The following is a 16648-nucleotide window of genomic DNA, read 5'->3' as shown; positions in this document are numbered from 1 at the left end:
GCAACTGAGTAAGATGAAGACTAGATGAAGATACTGATTGTCGATGTGTTTGGTGCGGTGAACAGCACGGGAAAGATTACCACCCTGCAGTACCGTTATCTGAAATCCCGTGGCCATGAGGTACGTGTCTGTTACCGTGGGGTCCGGGAACCCCGGATCGACAACCCCGACTATCAGCCTGTGGCTGGCACCATCGAGCCCGGGGTGGGCCGGCTCCTGTCCTGGGTCACCGGCTATGAAGGGTTCTGTCATCCCTTGGCCACGAAGCGTTTGATCCAATATACCCAGTCGTTCCATCCCGATATCGTCCAACTGAACATCCTGCATGGTTATTTTATCAACAGCCATGCGTATATCCGGTTTCTGAACGACCACCATTACAGGGTCTGTTACACGATGATGGATGAGTATGCCTATATGGGGAAATGCCCCTATTCCTTCTCTTGCAATCAGTTCCTGACAGGTTGCACAGGCGGTTGTCCGGAACAGAAACACTACCCCAAGAGCTTCTTCTTCGACCGGTCGGCAGTGATCTGGCAGGCAAAGGCGCGTGCCTATCGGGGGTTTGAGCATATCGTCTTTACGGGCCCGGGTTGGGTGGTCGACAGGGCGAGGCGCTCCCAACTGCTCCGGGGTTTTGACATCCGCGAACTGGATGAGCCGGTTGATTTCGGCACCACCTTCCATCCCCGTGATGTCAAGGCTTTGCGGACCCGTCTGAACATCCCCGAAACCCATAGGGTGATCGTCACCGTCGCACAGATGAGCAACCCCCGGAAGGGTGGCATCTACTTCCTTCAGGCGGCAGAGTTGCTGGCCCATCAGGAAGATCTCACCTTCGTCTTCGTGGGCTATGACGTGAAACAGCTGGTCACCCTTCCGCATGTGGTGACGGTGCCTTATGTCTCGTCTCAGGAAGAACTGGCGCAGTACTATGCATTGGGCGACCTGTTCGTCTGTACGAGTCTGGCCGACACCATGCCCAATGTATGTATCGAGGCGTTAGGCTGTGGCACGCCGTTGGCAGGTTTTGCCGAGGCTGGCACCCCCTACGTGGCTCCGTCAGACTATGCCACCTTTACGAAGACCTATGACATCCCCGCGCTGGCACAGGTCATCGCCACCACCCCGAAGAAGACGCCAGAGCGCTCGGCAGCTTGTCATCAGTATGCCGTAGGCCGTTATGCCGGTGATGTCATCTTCGGAAAACTGGAAAAGATCTATCAATCACTGATACAACAATAAATGATTCTATTTAATAAGCCCTACTACTCAGGGAAAGAGTTAGCTTATCTGGAGCAGGTATGCCATTCCACGACCATGTCGGGCAATGGCGATTTCACCAAACAATGCCATCGGTTCTTTGAAGAACGGTATGGCTTCAGAAAATGTCTCCTCACCACCTCGGGCACGGATGCCCTGGAGATGTGTGCCATGCTCTGCCGTCTCCAACCGGGCGATGAGGTGATCGTCCCTTCCTATACGTTTGTATCCTCGGCCCTGGCCTTCCTGCGCGAAGGGGCGAGGGTGGTGTTTGCCGACAGTGGTCCGGACCATCCTGACATCACGGCCGAGACTATCCGTCCTTTGGTGACCAGTCGTACGAAGGTGATCGTGGTGGTGCATTATGCCGGTGTGGCCTGCGACATGGATCCCATCATGGCCTTGGCGCAGGAACATGGCCTTCTGGTGGTCGAGGACGCTGCCCAGGCCATCGACGCCTTCTACAAGGGTCGCCCCTTGGGCGGTATCGGACATCTGGGAGCCTTCTCCTTCCATGAGTCGAAGAATATCCACTGTGGTGAAGGGGGCATGCTGGTGGTCAATGACGACCGTTTCGTCCGTCGTTCTGAGATCCTGTGGGAGAAAGGCACCAACCGTGCCGAGTTCTACCGGGGCATGGTCAACAAATACGGCTGGTGCGACATGGGCAGCTCTTTCCTCCCGTCGGAATTCAATGCGGCCTATCTCTGGTCTCAGCTGGAGCAGTTGGATGATATCCAGCACAAGCGCCTTCAGATCTGGATGTGGTATCACGAGGCGCTGGCAGACCTTCCCGCTTCGCGGGTAAAACTGCCTGTCATCCCCGACTATGCCACCAACAATGCCCACATGTTCTTTTTGGTCTGTGCCTCCCTGGAGGAACGGACGCGGCTCATCGCCTATCTCAAAGAGCATGGGGTACAGGCCACCTTCCACTATCTGCCCTTGCACGCCAGTGCCTATTATCATGACCAGCATGATGGCCGGCCCCTGCCGGCCTGCGACCACTTTGGCGACTGTCTGGTCAGACTCCCCCTGTACTACGAACTGACCGAAGCCGAGGTGAACCATATCGCCGAGGCGGTCAAGGCCTTTTATCGTTGATCCTACCATGAACGTTTTTAATATCGATATCGAGTTCGACCGGAACCGGCTCCACCAACTCGTCAACAATTGTGTCGGCGAAGGGGGCAAGGGGTATATCTGTTTTGTCGATGCCACCATGCTCTCTATCGCCCGGAAAGACCAGCGGTGCCTGTCGGTGCTGCAACAGTCCTTGGCCAACAGCTGCGACGGCGGCTCCATCGCTGCCATCGTCAACAAGATCTATCACACCCGTGTCAGGGCCTATAACGGACCCGACTTCTTTGAGAACATGATCAGACTGTCTCAGTATCGCCAGCTGTTGTTGGGGAGCACCGAGGACGTCTTCCAGAAAGTGAAAAGTGAACTTCAGCACAGGGGCTTTTCCGTGAATCATATCGCCCACCTGCCGGTGCCGTTTGCCCGTGTCGACGACTTCGACTATCCGGCCATCGCGGCAGCGGTCAATGCGCGGAACCCCGACCTGATCTGGGTGTCGCTGGGCGCGCCCAAGCAGGAGCTGTTCATGTCGCGGCTCCTGCCCTATATCCAGCGGGGCGTGCTGTTGGGTGTCGGGGCGGCCTTCAATTTCTATATCGGCCATAACGTCCAGCCCCGTTTTCATCTGGGGGCCCTGCGGTTCATCTGGCTCGATCGTATTTACAGGGAACCTCGTAAGCAGTTGAAGCGGGTGGGTAAGATCCTCATCACCCTGCCCCGGTTGTACCTCGATGAACGAAAAAGAAGTAATAAAAGAAAAGATAATCAATAAATGAAAGACTATTTGTTGATAGGTGTCTTCCTCCTGGTGGTGGAGATCGTCTATATTTGGCTGGCCAGTAAGATAGGGATTGTAGACCGTCCCCATCACCAGAGTTCCCACACGGGGGTTGTCGTGCGGGGTGGGGGCATCATCTTCTATATCGCCTACCTGGTCTGGTTTATCCTCTCAGGCCTGCACAGTCCCATGATCTTCTTAGGGTTGAGCATCCTGGCCTTGGTGAGTTTCATCGACGATATCCATAGCGTCAACCCGAAGGTGCGGTTGGTGTGTCAGTTTGCGGCCTTCCTGATCATGCTTTACGAGATGCATGTGTTCAATCAGCCGTGGCAGCCGTTGCTCCTGTTGTCGGTGGCCTGTGTGGGGGCTGTGAACATCTACAATTTCATGGATGGGGTCAATGGCATGACCGGCGGTTATTCGCTGGTGGCCATCGTGTCGTTGTGGTATGTGAATGAATATGTCACGCCTTTTGTCGAGTCCTCCCTGTTGATCGTCGTCATGGCGTCGATACTGGTGTTCTGCGTCTTCAACTTCCGCCCCCATGCCAAGTGCTTCGCGGGGGATGTGGGGGCCTTGTCCATCGGGTATATCGTCCTGTTCCTCATCCTGAAGCTCTTCCTGCAGGAGGCGCAGCTCTACTGGATGTCGCTCATCATCGTCTATGCCGTCGATGGTGGTATGACCATCCTCCATCGGGCCTTCCTGGGAGAGAACCTGATGATGCCGCACAAGAAACATGCCTATCAGCTGATGGCCAACGAACTGGGGATGAGTCATCTGAAGGTGTCGCTCATCTATATGGGTCTTCAGGCACTCTGCAACATCTGGCTCATCGCCAATCCCGGTAACACTACCCTGTTCCTGCAGCTCATCCTCCTGTCGATGTTGTATATGGTCTTCATGCGAAAATACTATCATCTCCATGTTGAATAAATGTATTCGTTTGGGTTGGTCACTGGTCGTGGCCAGCCTGCTGACAGCTTTGATCTGTCTGCTATACACCCTGGGTCGCAGCTGGCTCCTCCAGGCCATCGACAGTCATGCGATCGCCTTTCTGGAGAACTTCGACCTGATGGGGAAGATCCAGGAGAAATTCCATCTCGACACGATCCCCACCATCTGGCAACTGCAGGAGATGTTCTTCCAGATAGGGAAGATCTTCCTGTTCTGTCTGGGTCTGTCGGTGCTTCTCCTGTTCATGCCGGTCAAAGCGTGGCGTTCTCAATACCATTTCTACTGGATCCCCCGGTTCTCCAAGCTGCCCCGATATGCGCAGCAGGTCTGGACCCAAGTGCGGGAGGCCAACAAGGGGTGGTTGACCGTGCTGGTCGTGTTGGCGGCGTTGCAGTTCGCCTTGAGCTACACCATCATCTATAACTCCTGGTGGAGCGGCGATGACTTCTACTGTACCCTGAACACGGGGCAGCCCTTCTATGTGCGGTTCCTCCGGTGGATCTGGTGCAGTAACATCCATGTGGCCCGTGGCGGGGAACTCTTTTTCTACCTTTTCCCCTTGACGCCCGACCGCTGGGTTCATCTGACGCTGACCCCGTTGTTGTTCGCCCTGTTCCCTGTGGCCATCAAACGGTTGGTACTGCCCAAGCTGGTGTGGTGCTCCCCCCGTGGGGCGGTGTTCTATCTCTGTGCCGCCTGCATGATCTATCTGGGAGTCCGGTTCTCCACCTACTGCTGTTTCTCGGGCTGTGCCAATTATATCTATGGCACCATCTTCGTGATGTTGTTGCTGCCCTATTATGTCTATAGGGTCGATGAGACTGGTTCACATTCCTGGGTGACCATTGCCTTGTTTGGCCTGTGTACCATCTTCTTTGGCCTGTCGACAGAAGGCATCGCCGTGGTCTTTACGGCCCTGTTGTTCGCCCAACTGCTGTGGCGATATTTGAAGGGTCACTCTTTACCACCTCTTTACTATCTGTCGCTCATCACGTTCTGGATGGGCGCGTCGTGGCTGCTGTTCACCCCCGGCGCCTCCGTGCGTGGCATGAACTCTCCTTTTGTAGGGGGGAGCATCCCCTATAACCTGTACGGGCTGCCGTTATTAACCAAACTGAGCTATCTGCCGGAGTTATGGACGGTGGCATGGCGGGTCACGCAGGTGGCTTTTTTCCTGTATATGGCGATGTTACTGTATGGGGTCTATGTGTATGTGAAGAGCGACCACCGCGACAAGGTGCTCCGACAGATCGGAGTCTCGCTGGCTATCGTGGCCATCAGCCTGCTGACGGCCGTGGCCTACATCGCCGGTGCGGTGCCTAACGACTCTACCTTCACGCCCTGTAGCTTTGGTGTCATCTGTGCGGTTCTCTATCTGGCTTTCTCGTTGTCAGAAGAGCACCGGTCGTTGCTGGCTCCCCTGCTGATGGCGGTGGTCCTGTGTGTGTTGTGCGTACGACTGATTGTGCCCTCCTTGTCTTACTCCATGTATCTGAAGCCCTACGAGATTCAGCGGAATGCGCGGATCCAGGAGCAGATAGCGGCGGGCAAGGATACGATCCGCCTTCCATATCCTTACCCGGCCGACTATGACAGTACCCGGACGGATATCCCTCAAGCCGTGAAGATCTCAGAAATGGCGGTCTATTTTAACGTCAAAGCAATAATCGAAGAAGGGAGAAAAGGTAAAAAGGTAAAAAAGTAAAAAGGTAAAAAAGGATGAAAAAAAAAGTTTCCATATTGATTCCTTGTTTTAATGAGCAGGAGGCTTTGCCATGCCTGTACGAGGTGTTGGTGAAGACCATCAATGAGCTGGAGGCGTATGCTTTCGAGTTGTTGTTTGTCAACGACGGCAGTGTGGATCATACGCTGGAGCTCATCCGCCATTTCCATGACATCGACGGGCGGGTGTCGTACATCGACCTGAGCCGTAACTTCGGCAAGGAAAACGCCATGTTGGCCGGTTTCGACTATGTGAAGGGCGACTGTGTCATTGTCATGGATGCGGATCTGCAGGACTCCCCCTCCTTGATTCCCGAGATGTTGCATTGGTGGGAAGAAGGCTACGAAGATGTCTATGCCAAACGGAGAGACAGGGGCCGTGAGAGTTGGCTTCGCAAACACCTGACGCTGGCTTACTATCATATCCTGGACAAGTCGACGCGGTTTGAGGTGCTGAAGAATGTCGGTGACTTCCGTCTGCTGGACAGGAAATGTATCGAGGCCATGAAACAGCTGCGCGAAAACGAGCGTTATACCAAGGGCATGTATGCCTGGATAGGCTATCGAAAGAAAGAGATTCTCTTCGACCGGGCCGACCGGGTGGCCGGTGAGAGCAACTGGAGTTATTGGAGCCTGCTGAACCTGGCCATCGACGGCATCACCTCGTTTACCACCGCCCCCTTGCGCTTGGCCACCATCTCCGGTTTTATCATCGCCATGGGTGCCTTTACCTTCTTGTTGTACTATCTGGGTAAGCGCCTGCTGTTCGGCGATCCTGTACAAGGATTTACCACGCTGGTCTGTATCATGCTGTTCCTAGGCGGCGGACAGCTCATCTCCATCGGCATCTTGGGCGAATACATCGGTAAGATCTTCAACGAGACGAAGCAGCGACCCACCTATCTGATCCGCGACTACATCGTGGGCAAGGACGTGGCCGACAAGGACGAATCCAGTGTGACATGCCCCGCGAACTGATCAGCATCATCATCCCGGTCTACAATGCCGGGAAGTACTTGGAGGACTGCGTGTCGTCCGTCCTCCGGTCCACCTACGAGCAGCTGGAGGTCATCCTGGTCGACGACTGCTCCACCGACGGCAGTGGCCTGTTGTGCGACCGGCTATCAGCCCAGGATGCCCGCCTCAAGGCCATCCACTGTCAGGGAAATGGCGGTCCGGGTAGGGCGCGTAATGTCGGGTTAGACCATATGACTGGCGGCTATGTCGCTTTCGTCGATGCGGATGACACCATTCATCCGGAGATGTACGAGCGGTTGTACGACCTGCTTCAGACCCATCAGGCGGATATCAGTTTCTGTAGTCGGAAGGTGGTCAGCGACTGGTTGGCCGATGAGCATGCGGATACAGGCGTCAGCGTGTTTGAGAACGGTGTGGTCGACGTGGCGAGGTTAGGCAATAGTACCGACTTGGAGAGCACTTTCCTGAAACTATATCGGAAAGCCATCTTCAGTCACCTGCGCTTTCCCGAGTCGCATTGGGCGGAGGATCTCTTCATCGTTCCCGACTATCTGGCTCAGGCCTCCCGAATCGCCTATACCTCCGAACAGTTGTACTTCTACTCCGTAAGGAAAGACAACATCAGCTTTAAGCCACCGACGCGTAAGCGTCTGGACTTCCAGATCCTAGGCTACGAAAAACTGTATCGTTATTTTCAGCAGAAAGCTTTTGATTCCTGTCGTTTTGCACGATATGTCCTGTTCTCCTATGCCCAGGCCTGGCTGTCGTTTGGGGATGTCAAGACCCGGTTTCACTATTGGAAAGGGTATGTCAGTTTTTTTGCCAAACATACAGGCGATGCCTCCAGTAAGGGCTCGCTCCTCTTTCTCTTGGCACCCCAGATCTATTGTTCTTTAATGCGCTATCGCCAGAAAAAATGAAAGATATAGCGATTTTCGGGGCAGGGGGCTTGGGAAAGGAAGTGGCCTGCCTGATCCAGCGGATCAATGAACAGGCCCCCACGTGGCGTCTAATCGGCTTCTTCGATGATAACCCCGACCTGAAAGGGAGGGCCGTGTTGCATTTCGGACCCTGTCTGGGAACGACCGAGGAACTGAACCGCTATCCCCAGCCGTTGGCACTGGCCATCGCCATCGGGAATCCCCAGGTGTTAAGACAGGTGGTGGGGAAAATTCAGAATCCGCAGATTGCCTTCCCCAACCTGATCCATCCCTCTTTTTCAATCTCTGATCCCGAGACTTTCCAGATGGGCCGTGGTAATATCATCCAGGCCAACTGTACGGTGACCGTCGATGTGAAGTTGGGCGACTTCAATATCCTGAACGGCTCGGTCTGTTTGGGTCACGACGCCCGTGTGGGCTCCTACAACATGCTGATGCCGGGCGTCAGGATCTCGGGGGGTGTCACCATTGGTGATGAGAACTTCTTCGGGGTCTATGCGGTGGTGCTGCAACAGCTCACCATCGGCCATCGCATCCGGTTAGGGGCGGGGAGCATCCTCATGAAACGACCCAAGGACGGCCATCTCTATCTGGGTAATCCGGCCATCAAGACGGAACTTTGAAACAACAACCAACCCATAAAAACAATGAAGACATTAGAAGAATTCGTGGCGCTCTGCGCAGAACAGTTCGACGACGCCACCGCCAGTCAGATCACTGCCGCCACCGCCTTCCATGAGTTGGACGGCTGGTCGTCGCTGGTCGGTCTGTCGCTCATCGGCATGATCGCCGAGGAGTTTAATATCGGTCTCAAGGGCGATGACATCAAACTCTCTGTGACCCTGGAAGATCTGTATCACCGTGTCTTATCCAAGCTCTGATGGCTTTTCTGGAGTTTAAGAACGTCCGGATGGCCGGCATGAGTGCCGGTGTACCGCTGCGGAGGGCGTGCAACCTCGACATCCCCGACATCTCTGCCGACTATGATGCTGCGAGCTTTGTGGAGGCAACAGGGGTGCTGGAGCGCCGGGTGGATGAAGATCTCACCACCTCCGATCTCTGTGTAGCTGCGGCAGAGCGCCTTCTGGCCGATCTCGGTTGGGACAAGTCTGAGGTGGATGGACTGGTCTTCGTCTCCCAGACCACCGACTACTACCTGCCTGCCACGGCCTGTATCATCCAGGACCGGTTAGGCCTGAGTCAGGAGTGCTATGCCCAGGATATCGTCTTAGGTTGTTCGGGATGGGTGTACGGCCTGAGCTCCCTGGTGGCCCTGATGTCACAAGGAGGGCTACGAAAAGCCCTGCTGATGGCTGGTGATGCCCGGCGGCGTGTACCACTCAACGACCCGCTGTTCGGCTTTGCCGGTACGGTGACGGCCTTGGAATATCAGGAAAACGCGCCGGGGTTCCAGTTCCATTTCGGTACCGACGGCAGTGGTTTCGATGCCATCATCATCCCGGATGGTGGTTGCCGTAATCGCGTGACGCCTGATTCCTTTAAGGAAGAGGTGATCGACGGCCGGACCTATAACCGCCTGGAGACGCGTATGAAGGGCATGGACGTCTTTTCATTTGGTATCATGACGGCGCCTGCCTCCATCAAGAAGTTGGCAGCGCATTTCGGTTTTGATTATCGGGAGGCGGACTACTATGTGCTGCATCAGGCCAATCTGAAGATGAACGATATGATTATCCGTCGTCTGAAGCTGCCCGCGGAAAAGTTCCCCTCGTGTATGTACCACTTCGGTAACACCTCGTCGGCCTCGATTCCCTTGACGATGGTCACGCAACTGCCAGAGCAGCTCCGCACACGGCCTGTCAAACTGATCGCCTGTGGCTTCGGCGTCGGCCTCTCCTGGGGCTCCGCCGCGTTCACCACGGACCGGGTAGTCATATCGGACTTGGTGGAAGTCCCTTCCCCCTTGTCATCACAATAAGCCCCCTTATTGTCATCTCGACTAAGCGAAGCGCATGGAGAGATCTCATGAGATTTCTTGGACAAGCCAAGCGGCAAAGCCGAGCGCTCGACTACGCTCGAAATGACAGAGGGAGATTTCTCGACTACGCTCGAAATGACAGAGGGAGATTTCTCGACTACGCTCGAAATGACATATGTATAACCCCTTTATATTAACAGACAAGACACTCCTGATAACCGGAGCGTCATCGGGCATTGGCCGGGCGACGGCCATGGAAGCCTCGCGCCTAGGCGCCCACGTCATTGCCTGTGGCCGCGACCATGAGCGCCTGTCGCAAACCCTCCATCTCTTGGAGGGCGCCGGACATATCCCCTTCGAGGGCGATCTCCTGGAGCCGACCACCATCGACCGGTTGGTCAGCGAAGTGCCCGCGCTGGATGGCATCGTCCTCTCCGCCGGCAAAGGCCTCACCCTCCCGTTCCAGTTCTGTGGTCGTGAGCAGTTCGATGAGGTCTTTAACATCAACTTCTTTGCGCCCCTCGAACTCCTGAGACAGTTGTTTAAGAAGAAAAAGCTCCGTCCGGGTGCTTCTGTGGTCATGATCGCTTCTATCGCCGGTACAGGCCGAAGGTCTGTGGGCAACTCCGTCTATGGCTCGGCGAAGGCCGCACTGCAGTCGATGGTGCGCTATACCGCGCTGGAACTAGCCCCCAAGAAGATCCGGGTGAACGCGGTCTGTCCGGGCATGGTCAACACGCCCTTCATTCATAGCGGGGCCTTGACCGAGGAACAGTTGGAACAAGACCGGGCGTCGTACCCCCTCAAACGCTATGGCGAACCCGAGGATATCGCCCATGGTGTGGCCTATCTGCTGTCCGACGCTTCCTCGTGGGTCACAGGCACCTCGTTGGTCATTGATGGCGGCATCACCGCTAAATAAATCCTATACAATATGAAGACTATTCTGTCAGACACCAAAGCCATCATCGCTGCTGTGCTGAAGATCCCCGTCGAACAGTTGGATACCAACGCCGAGATGACGGCCATTGCGGGTTGGGACTCCTTGCGCCATGTGATGATCCTCGCCCGGTTGGAGGAGCATTTTGATGTCGTATTTCCGTCGGACGATATCTACGACCTGACCTCAGTCCGGGCTTTTGTCGATGAGATCACGAAACTATTAAAATAGGTAGCCTATGAAACGCAACTTCCTGAGACTCGTTGGTCGCCAGTTGTATTGCTTTTTCTTTGCGGATAAGATCAATGGTAAATATACGCAGGTGAAAGCGCAGCCCCACCGGGTGAACCTCTTTGATTTCCGCCCTGACTATGAGGGTGTCGACTGTTTTAATCACAGCCGTTACAACCTGGGCGACTACCTAGGGTTTGTGGTGGCCGACTTCATGCTGAAGAAACGAGGACTGTCACTAGACACCTGGGTACCCAAGAAAAAACATATGAACTCGGTGGGTGCCACCATCTTCTCGTCGTACCAGACCACCACCATCTGGGGCAGTGGCGTTCATCATGGCACGGGCATCTTCCTCAAACCCCTGCATTACTATCCCATCAGGCGGTTGGATATCCGCTCGGTACGCGGTCCGCTCTCCAGGGAGGTGCTGCTGAAGATGGGGCATCAGTGTCCGGCCATCTATGGCGACCCGGCGGTGTTGATGCCCCTGGTCTACCAGCCGCAGGTGGAGAAGACCGATGACGTGTTGGTGATTGCCCAGATCCGCACCGAGGTACAGTTCCGGGCTGAGCACCCGGGACTCCACATGTTGTCGATGAACACCAACGACTACAAGGCGGCCATCGACACCATCGCCGCCAGTAAGAAGGTCATCTCGAGTTCCTTGCATGGCATCATCCTGGCCGAAGCCTATGGGGTGCCGGCGGTGATGTTCCGTGGCTTGGCGAAGAATGTGGACTTTAAATACCTCGACTACTATGCCAGTACCGGGCGCTATGATGTCCATCTGGCCGACACCTTTGAGGAGGCTTGCCGGATGGAGCCCTTGCCTCTGCCCGATATCAAACCCTTGCAAGAAGCCGCGATAGCCACGTTCCCTTACGATCTGTGGGAATATTAGAGTGCTGACCGATGTATCCCTATAGTCCGCTCCTTCAAGCCATCTTCAGTGCTGGTGCCCGTCATCCGGAAAAGGTGGCGCTGGTGGCAGGGCAGGAGAGGGTCTCCTATGCCCAGCTCTGCCGGAAAAGCCGGCAGGCCGCCGCTTTCATTCAGTCCAAAGGGTACAGGGTAGGGGATGTCCTTCGGTTGGCCGCCGTCAAGGAACCGCATTTTGTCTACATGGCCCTTGGGGCGATGATGGTGGGTGTGATCGCCGAGCTCATCGATCCGCAGTCGACCTTGGAGCGGTTCCACTATCTGCCGGAGGAGATAGAAAAGACGCCCCCCTTGGCAGAAGCCCCCGCAGAACTGAAGGAGACGGATATCATCGAGATCATCCATACCACAGGTACCACGGCCCGACCGAAGCTGGTGTGCCTGTCGCACTACAATGTCTACTGGGCGGCCCGCTATACCAGCGATGCCGTGCAGAACGACGAGCACGATGTCGAAGTGGTGGCCATGCCACTCTGTCACGGCTTCGGTCTGCGCCGCCTCTACCTCTCCCTGATGAACGGGGCCACGGCGATCTTATTGCCCAACATCGCGAATGTGCGCCTGTTGCTGAACACCATCGAGACCTATCAGGTCACCACCTTGGCGCTGTCGCCAGCGGCCTGGAGGTATATCCGGCAGATCAGTGGCACGCGCATCGCGAAATATGCTGGCCAACTGCGACAGATCGAGTTCGGCACATCGGCCCTGTCGTTGGAAACGAAGCACGACGTGCTGACGCTGTTTCCCGACACCCGTATCTACGACAACTACGGTCTGACGGAATCCAACCGCTCCACCTCGCTGGAACTCCATGACACCGCCCATCTCGACTCCATCGGCCGTCCCATCGCCGACAGTGTCACGGTCCAGGTGATCGATGGAGAGCTCTGTGTCCATGGCCGACAGACCATGGTGGGCTACTGGGATGCGGAAGACAATGAAGGCGCTCTGGTGGATGGGCTGGTGAGAACTGGTGACTGTGGCTACATCTCTGACGATGGCTATGTCTACCTGACGGGTCGTGTTAAGGAGATGATCAACGTGGGTGGCGAGAAGGTGAGTCCTGCCGAAGTCGAGGAGGCTATCTGCCGACTGGGGGTCGGGGATTGCATCTGCGTCAGTCATCCCCATGAGATGCTCGGCGAAACGGTCAAGGCTTATATCCTCCGCGGCTCCACAACCCTCACCTTCGAGGAGATCGACACCCGCCTCCGCTCCCTCCTCCAACCCTTCAAATGTCCCACCCTCTACGACTGGATCGACACCATCCCCATCACCCCCCTCGGCAAAAAACAACGTACCTCTCTTTCCGGAAAATAAAAAATCGCCCCGAGTTCAAATCTCGGGGCGATTTCATTTAGGATTATTTGTGATCTTCCTGCCACGTGGTGGGCTGTAGATGCTGATACTCTATGGATGGCAGGAAACAGGGACAAGCCTTGTGAACGCCTTCCAGTTCGCAGTGGCCGAGGATTTCTGCATCGGGGTAGTCTTCTTTCAACGATCGCAGCAGGGCTATCATCGCGTGGCGTTGGGCTGGTGTACGGGTGTCGGCTGCATGACCTTTCTCGTCGAGGCCGCCCTCATAGCAAATGCCGATGGAGTGGGCATTGTAGTGGCGGGCATGAGCGCCCACCATTTCTTCGGGGCGGCCTATATGTAACTGGCCATCACGGGTTATGTAGTAATGATAGCCGCAGCATTTCCAGCCTCTGGCTTGATGCATCTTGTCGAGCTTCTCGAACGAAATGCTTTGGTCGGGCCGCGAGGCGGTACAATGAATAACGATCAAATCTATTCTTCTCATAAGCTTAAAGCAAACTTGGCAGATCGCAGCTCTGCATTAAAAACGTTGATACAAATGCGGTCATCACCGTCAAAACGAAGTTTCCGATCTTATCGGATGTAACATTTTTAAAAATCTTCATAAAACTATTATTTTTATAAAATTAAATTATCATTTTTTTTGCAGGGCCCAGCCCTACAACCCGTTTTCCGAGAGTAAACTCTCGGTGTATTGTCCTTTTCTTTGGCGCAAAGAAAAGAACTAAAAGAAACATCCACCCCCTCCAAGGCCTCCCCCTATATGGGGAGGATGCAACGCTGAAAATCGCAGAAACCGACGATTTTCAGATTAACACCAAGGTAGATTTGACCATCAAAGGTCAAATCTGATTTTTATCGGCTGCGCCCTGTTGTAATGAGCCCTGTAATGAGCCCCTTTCCAAGGGGCGGCGATAGCAGGGATGTCAAGACCATGGCTCGCCCCTTTAGGGGCACAGGCTTTGCGAGCCATACCAAAACTCTGAAAATGAGGGTCTCTCGAAATTTTCAGTTAAGTCCCTTGCCAAAGATTGGCGAGGGGTTTGGGGAGTGGTCTGAAGCCCTCTTGGCTAAGAGGGTTGGGTGATCGGTAAAAGGGGTTCTTGGCATAGCCAAGCGGCAGAGCCGAGCGGGGGTTGATGGAGATACCGAGGGTTTACCCTCGGAAAGGGGTTGCAGGGGTACCCCCTGCGAAAGAGGGGCATGAGGTTGAGCAAGCGGCATACATGACAGGGCTTGGATGTTGTTTCAGCTCTGAGGCTGACAGGTGTGTCATTGCCTTGCTCCGGACTCAAGCCTCATGCCCCTCAGGAGGGAGGGGCGAGCCTAGTCCCCTGTGTCGGGAGAGACAGGAGATTCTGGCTCGGTGTTCATACTGTTGTCATGAGTCTCCTCAAAGACCACATCTTTGAGTAACGTGATTGCATTCACGTACTTTTGCTTCACTTTGCCATTCTTCTTCTCCTGTCCCACGACGACACGGGTGGTCTCCGGCTGGAACAGCACCCGTCGGGTAGAGATGGTGCTGGCTCCGCAGTCCTCGATCTTGTCGACACCGATGCTCGAGAATCCCACCTTGAAGATACCGATACCGTCGAGTTTGATCTTCTGACCCATCTCGAAGAAGTGCTTCATCGCCTCACCCAACTCCTGGAGCACGGCCTTGATATCACTCTTCTTCACACTGGCCTGGCGCTGGATAAACTCCGACAATTCTTCTGTGCCAATAAAGTGGCTGTCGTACACGGCCTCGGCGAAGTACTTGCCGTAGGCTGTATTGTACTGGTTGTTGTTCTTTGTTTTAATAAACTTCTGAGACATTTTTTAAATTGAAAATTGAAAATTGAAAATTGAAAAGTTTTGGGTAGCCGAGCGGAGGGAGGGGGGACCTTTGGGGCGTTCAGATAGTCTCTAACTGCTATCCGGATAGTCTCTTACTCGTGTTCAGATAATCCCTTATAGGGTAAAGGAATAGTCTGAATGAGTGGTTCAAGACGTCTGGACGAACCATAGGTGACATCCCTGCTTGCTTGCCGAGTGCGAATTACGGTGCAAGGCGAACGCAAACAAGCTTGCTTGGTTTGCTGAGCCGCAGCCCGTAATCGCCGTTGCATCTTCATTGCAACGGCAAAGTTACAACATTTTTGAAGGGTGGTTTCGGGTTATGGTGACATACGGGAGATAAAGTGAATTAATTCGAGATAAAGTGGCATCGTTATTCAATATCGATGCAAAAGGTCTCGGCGATGAACTTCACGATGTGTGGTGGCCACATCCTGGCACCGGGCTGCAACCCCATGGCCTGCAGCTCTTTCTCCAGTGGCTTGCACCATTTGTTAAAGGTGTTCAGACTCACCCCGGCCTTATCGGCCAATTTTTGTTTACTCAATGCCTTCATATTCTTTAATCTTTAATCTTTAAGCTTTAATCTTTAAGCTTTACTTTTTACCTTTTCGCTTTAATCTTTATGAATTGAAACACTCCCTGTCATGTCGAGCGTAGTCGAGCGCCTTTTGTCATTTCGAGCGTAGTCGAGCGCTCGGCTTTGCCGCTTGGCCAGTCCAAGAAATCTCATGAGATCTCTCCATGCGCTGCGCTTAGTCGAGATGACAAGTGGGTTGGTCATGAGATCTCTCCATGCGCTGCGCTTAGTCGAGATGACAATCATAAAGCTTAATGCTCAAAGCTCAATGCTCAATGCTTAAAGCTCAAAGCTCAATGCTCAATGCTCAATGCTTAAAGCTCAAAGCTCAATGCTTAAAGCTCAAAGCTCAAAGCTTAAAGACAAAATCGACTAAGTCGATTTTCCCCCTCTTCTGCTCTTCTGTGGCGTGGAGCTCCAGGACGGGAGAGACGCGGATGGGCGGGGAATCCTCCCAAAAGGGCTCGGCCATGACTTGTTGGGCGATGTCATACCAACGGGCGAAGGTCTTGCCCTCGGGGTCGGTATCGGGGAAGAGGACGACCTTTCGGCCCCGGAGGGGACGGAACTTGTTGACCTGCAACTCCCCCAACCCCCCTGTCGCCAACCAGATGTACTGTGGATAATGGCCGCTCAGGATCACAGCCGTCTTCTCCGCCTCTACAATCGCCACTGGTCGCTCTTCCTCACGAAGGCTGAATCTTGGACCTAACAGCTGGTGCAGCCCAAATAAGCAGTGCGACGTGCTGTTCTGATCGGTGGTCCTGCCCTGTCGTTTGGCCAGGAGATAGCTCACCCAGGTAGGTGGTCGCTCTTTGTTGCGGTGACAGTCGGGGTGGTAGTACATGATCTTACCGTCGTGGATACGGCCCTCATGGTCTACCTGCCAGAAGATGACACCACCACTTTTCGAGGCGCCCAGCCGATAACGCAAGACGGCGTCGAGGAGCTGTTCGAACGTCAGGTAACCCATGTTGAGGATGGCCTGACAGAACTGACTCTGAATCGACAGGCTGGAATTGACCATGGACCGGGGGTGGTAGAGGGTGAACGATTCTTCATATAGTCGCTTCCTGATGGCCTGGAAGGTGTGACTAAAAACTTGTTCCCACTTCATACGTCATTC

19 protein-coding genes are annotated in these 16648 nt (G+C 54.5%); 13 read left to right on the top strand and 6 right to left on the bottom strand.

The features are described 5' to 3' along the window. Positions 1-24 precede the first annotated feature (24 nt). From BMY16_RS02045 to BMY16_RS02030, 4 genes are read left to right on the top strand one after another with little or no spacing between them, the layout of a single operon-like run. Positions 25-1245 carry a glycosyltransferase gene (locus BMY16_RS02045; protein ID WP_091839375.1) on the top strand — a complete coding sequence of 407 codons (1221 nt, stop codon included), beginning with the start codon at positions 25-27 and terminating at the stop codon, positions 1243-1245. Then, positions 1246-2367 carry a dTDP-4-amino-4,6-dideoxygalactose transaminase gene (gene rffA, locus BMY16_RS02040; RefSeq protein ID WP_091839371.1) on the top strand — a complete coding sequence of 374 codons (1122 nt, stop codon included), beginning with the start codon at positions 1246-1248 and terminating at the stop codon, positions 2365-2367. Between the two features lie 7 nt (positions 2368-2374). Continuing rightward, on the top strand, positions 2375-3118 hold the full coding sequence (locus BMY16_RS02035; protein ID WP_091839368.1) for a WecB/TagA/CpsF family glycosyltransferase: 744 nt from the start codon (positions 2375-2377) through the stop codon (positions 3116-3118). Beyond that, positions 3119-4063 carry an MraY family glycosyltransferase gene (locus BMY16_RS02030; protein WP_091839365.1) on the top strand — a complete coding sequence of 315 codons (945 nt, stop codon included), beginning with the start codon at positions 3119-3121 and terminating at the stop codon, positions 4061-4063. 61 nt (positions 4064-4124) lie between these two features. Here the strand turns inward: BMY16_RS02030 and BMY16_RS15265 are convergent, their stop codons facing one another. Then, positions 4125-4355 (bottom strand): hypothetical protein, encoded by a 231-nt coding sequence (locus tag BMY16_RS15265; protein WP_139207099.1) that lies wholly within the window; start codon positions 4353-4355, stop codon positions 4125-4127. A gap of 66 nt (positions 4356-4421) precedes the next feature. Here BMY16_RS15265 and BMY16_RS02025 point away from each other — a divergent pair, with 66 nt between their 5' ends. Genes BMY16_RS02025 through BMY16_RS02010 form a run of 4 tightly spaced genes read left to right on the top strand, consistent with a single transcriptional unit; the run spans position 4422 to position 8348 of the window. Continuing rightward, the gene (locus tag BMY16_RS02025) at positions 4422-5789 is read left to right on the top strand and encodes a DUF6056 family protein (RefSeq protein ID WP_139207098.1); all 1368 of its coding nucleotides are present in this window, start codon (positions 4422-4424) and stop codon (positions 5787-5789) included. 14 nt (positions 5790-5803) lie between these two features. Continuing rightward, a complete protein-coding gene (locus BMY16_RS02020) occupies positions 5804-6784 on the top strand; it encodes a glycosyltransferase family 2 protein (RefSeq protein ID WP_091839359.1) in 981 nt (326 codons plus the stop codon). Beyond that, on the top strand, positions 6769-7704 hold the full coding sequence (locus tag BMY16_RS02015) for a glycosyltransferase family 2 protein (protein WP_091839356.1): 936 nt from the start codon (positions 6769-6771) through the stop codon (positions 7702-7704). The genes BMY16_RS02020 and BMY16_RS02015 overlap by 16 nt, the downstream gene beginning before the upstream one ends. Continuing rightward, positions 7701-8348 carry an acetyltransferase gene (locus tag BMY16_RS02010; protein WP_091839353.1) on the top strand — a complete coding sequence of 216 codons (648 nt, stop codon included), beginning with the start codon at positions 7701-7703 and terminating at the stop codon, positions 8346-8348. Before BMY16_RS02015 ends, BMY16_RS02010 begins: the two co-directional genes overlap by 4 nt. Before the next feature lie 33 nt (positions 8349-8381). Here the strand turns inward: BMY16_RS02010 and BMY16_RS16010 are convergent, their stop codons facing one another. Continuing rightward, positions 8382-8585: a hypothetical protein gene (locus tag BMY16_RS16010; RefSeq protein ID WP_411267760.1), complete on the bottom strand. Its 204-nt coding sequence runs from the start codon at positions 8583-8585 to the stop codon at positions 8382-8384. Positions 8586-8605: 20 nt separating this feature from the next. On the opposite strand from BMY16_RS16010, the gene BMY16_RS02000 reads away from it, so the two are divergent. From BMY16_RS02000 to BMY16_RS01980, 5 genes are all read left to right on the top strand, one after another. Then, a complete protein-coding gene (locus BMY16_RS02000; protein WP_091839348.1) occupies positions 8606-9664 on the top strand; it encodes a ketoacyl-ACP synthase III in 1059 nt (352 codons plus the stop codon). A gap of 175 nt (positions 9665-9839) precedes the next feature. Continuing rightward, positions 9840-10586 (top strand): SDR family NAD(P)-dependent oxidoreductase, encoded by a 747-nt coding sequence (locus BMY16_RS01995; RefSeq protein WP_091839346.1) that lies wholly within the window; start codon positions 9840-9842, stop codon positions 10584-10586. 12 nt (positions 10587-10598) lie between these two features. Beyond that, positions 10599-10835 (top strand): acyl carrier protein, encoded by a 237-nt coding sequence (locus BMY16_RS01990; protein WP_091839344.1) that lies wholly within the window; start codon positions 10599-10601, stop codon positions 10833-10835. 7 nt (positions 10836-10842) lie between these two features. Then, complete coding sequence (locus BMY16_RS01985) at positions 10843-11739, top strand: polysaccharide pyruvyl transferase family protein (RefSeq protein ID WP_091839341.1); 897 nt, start codon at positions 10843-10845, stop codon at positions 11737-11739. An 11-nt stretch (positions 11740-11750) separates the two neighbouring features. Continuing rightward, entirely contained in the window at positions 11751-13097 is a 1347-nt protein-coding gene (locus tag BMY16_RS01980; RefSeq protein WP_091839338.1) for a class I adenylate-forming enzyme family protein, read from the top strand. 43 nt (positions 13098-13140) lie between these two features. Here BMY16_RS01980 and BMY16_RS01975 read toward each other — a convergent pair whose 3' ends face one another. From BMY16_RS01975 to BMY16_RS01960, 4 genes are all read right to left on the bottom strand, one after another. Then, a complete protein-coding gene (locus BMY16_RS01975; RefSeq protein ID WP_091839335.1) occupies positions 13141-13584 on the bottom strand; it encodes an N-acetylmuramoyl-L-alanine amidase in 444 nt (147 codons plus the stop codon). Between the two features lie 842 nt (positions 13585-14426). Further along, positions 14427-14921 carry an HU family DNA-binding protein gene (locus BMY16_RS01965; protein ID WP_170835971.1) on the bottom strand — a complete coding sequence of 165 codons (495 nt, stop codon included), beginning with the start codon at positions 14919-14921 and terminating at the stop codon, positions 14427-14429. A 394-nt stretch (positions 14922-15315) separates the two neighbouring features. Then, positions 15316-15498, bottom strand: a complete 183-nt coding sequence (locus BMY16_RS15260; protein WP_139207097.1) for a DUF4248 domain-containing protein — start codon at positions 15496-15498, stop codon at positions 15316-15318. A 373-nt stretch (positions 15499-15871) separates the two neighbouring features. After that, positions 15872-16639 carry a DUF6371 domain-containing protein gene (locus BMY16_RS01960; RefSeq protein WP_139207096.1) on the bottom strand — a complete coding sequence of 256 codons (768 nt, stop codon included), beginning with the start codon at positions 16637-16639 and terminating at the stop codon, positions 15872-15874. Positions 16640-16648: the final 9 nt, after the last annotated feature.

This window comes from Prevotella sp. ne3005 (genome assembly GCF_900110085.1).
Lineage (GTDB): Bacteria > Bacteroidota > Bacteroidia > Bacteroidales > Bacteroidaceae > Prevotella.
Note: the sequence above shows the minus strand (reverse complement) of the source record. Positions and strands in the feature narration are given on the sequence as shown.

Bases quoted from the DNA above. Each gene is read 5' to 3' on its own strand.
- BMY16_RS02010 (WP_091839353.1), top strand. From the start codon at position 7,701: ATGAAAGATATAGCGATTTTCGGGGCAGGGGGCTTGGGAAAGGAAGTG.
- BMY16_RS01960 (WP_139207096.1), bottom strand. From the start codon at position 16,639: ATGAAGTGGGAACAAGTTTTTAGTCACACCTTCCAGGCCATCAGGAAG.
- BMY16_RS15260 (WP_139207097.1), bottom strand. From the start codon at position 15,498: ATGAAGGCATTGAGTAAACAAAAATTGGCCGATAAGGCCGGGGTGAGT.
- BMY16_RS01965 (WP_170835971.1), bottom strand. From the start codon at position 14,921: ATGTCTCAGAAGTTTATTAAAACAAAGAACAACAACCAGTACAATACA.
- BMY16_RS02035 (WP_091839368.1), top strand. From the start codon at position 2,375: ATGAACGTTTTTAATATCGATATCGAGTTCGACCGGAACCGGCTCCAC.
- BMY16_RS02030 (WP_091839365.1), top strand. From the start codon at position 3,119: ATGAAAGACTATTTGTTGATAGGTGTCTTCCTCCTGGTGGTGGAGATC.
- BMY16_RS01995 (WP_091839346.1), top strand. From the start codon at position 9,840: ATGTATAACCCCTTTATATTAACAGACAAGACACTCCTGATAACCGGA.
- rffA (WP_091839371.1), top strand. From the start codon at position 1,246: ATGATTCTATTTAATAAGCCCTACTACTCAGGGAAAGAGTTAGCTTAT.
- BMY16_RS02045 (WP_091839375.1), top strand. From the start codon at position 25: ATGAAGATACTGATTGTCGATGTGTTTGGTGCGGTGAACAGCACGGGA.
- BMY16_RS01980 (WP_091839338.1), top strand. From the start codon at position 11,751: ATGTATCCCTATAGTCCGCTCCTTCAAGCCATCTTCAGTGCTGGTGCC.
- BMY16_RS02020 (WP_091839359.1), top strand. From the start codon at position 5,804: ATGAAAAAAAAAGTTTCCATATTGATTCCTTGTTTTAATGAGCAGGAG.
- BMY16_RS01985 (WP_091839341.1), top strand. From the start codon at position 10,843: ATGAAACGCAACTTCCTGAGACTCGTTGGTCGCCAGTTGTATTGCTTT.
- BMY16_RS02015 (WP_091839356.1), top strand. From the start codon at position 6,769: ATGCCCCGCGAACTGATCAGCATCATCATCCCGGTCTACAATGCCGGG.
- BMY16_RS01975 (WP_091839335.1), bottom strand. From the start codon at position 13,584: ATGAGAAGAATAGATTTGATCGTTATTCATTGTACCGCCTCGCGGCCC.
- BMY16_RS01990 (WP_091839344.1), top strand. From the start codon at position 10,599: ATGAAGACTATTCTGTCAGACACCAAAGCCATCATCGCTGCTGTGCTG.
- BMY16_RS02000 (WP_091839348.1), top strand. From the start codon at position 8,606: ATGGCTTTTCTGGAGTTTAAGAACGTCCGGATGGCCGGCATGAGTGCC.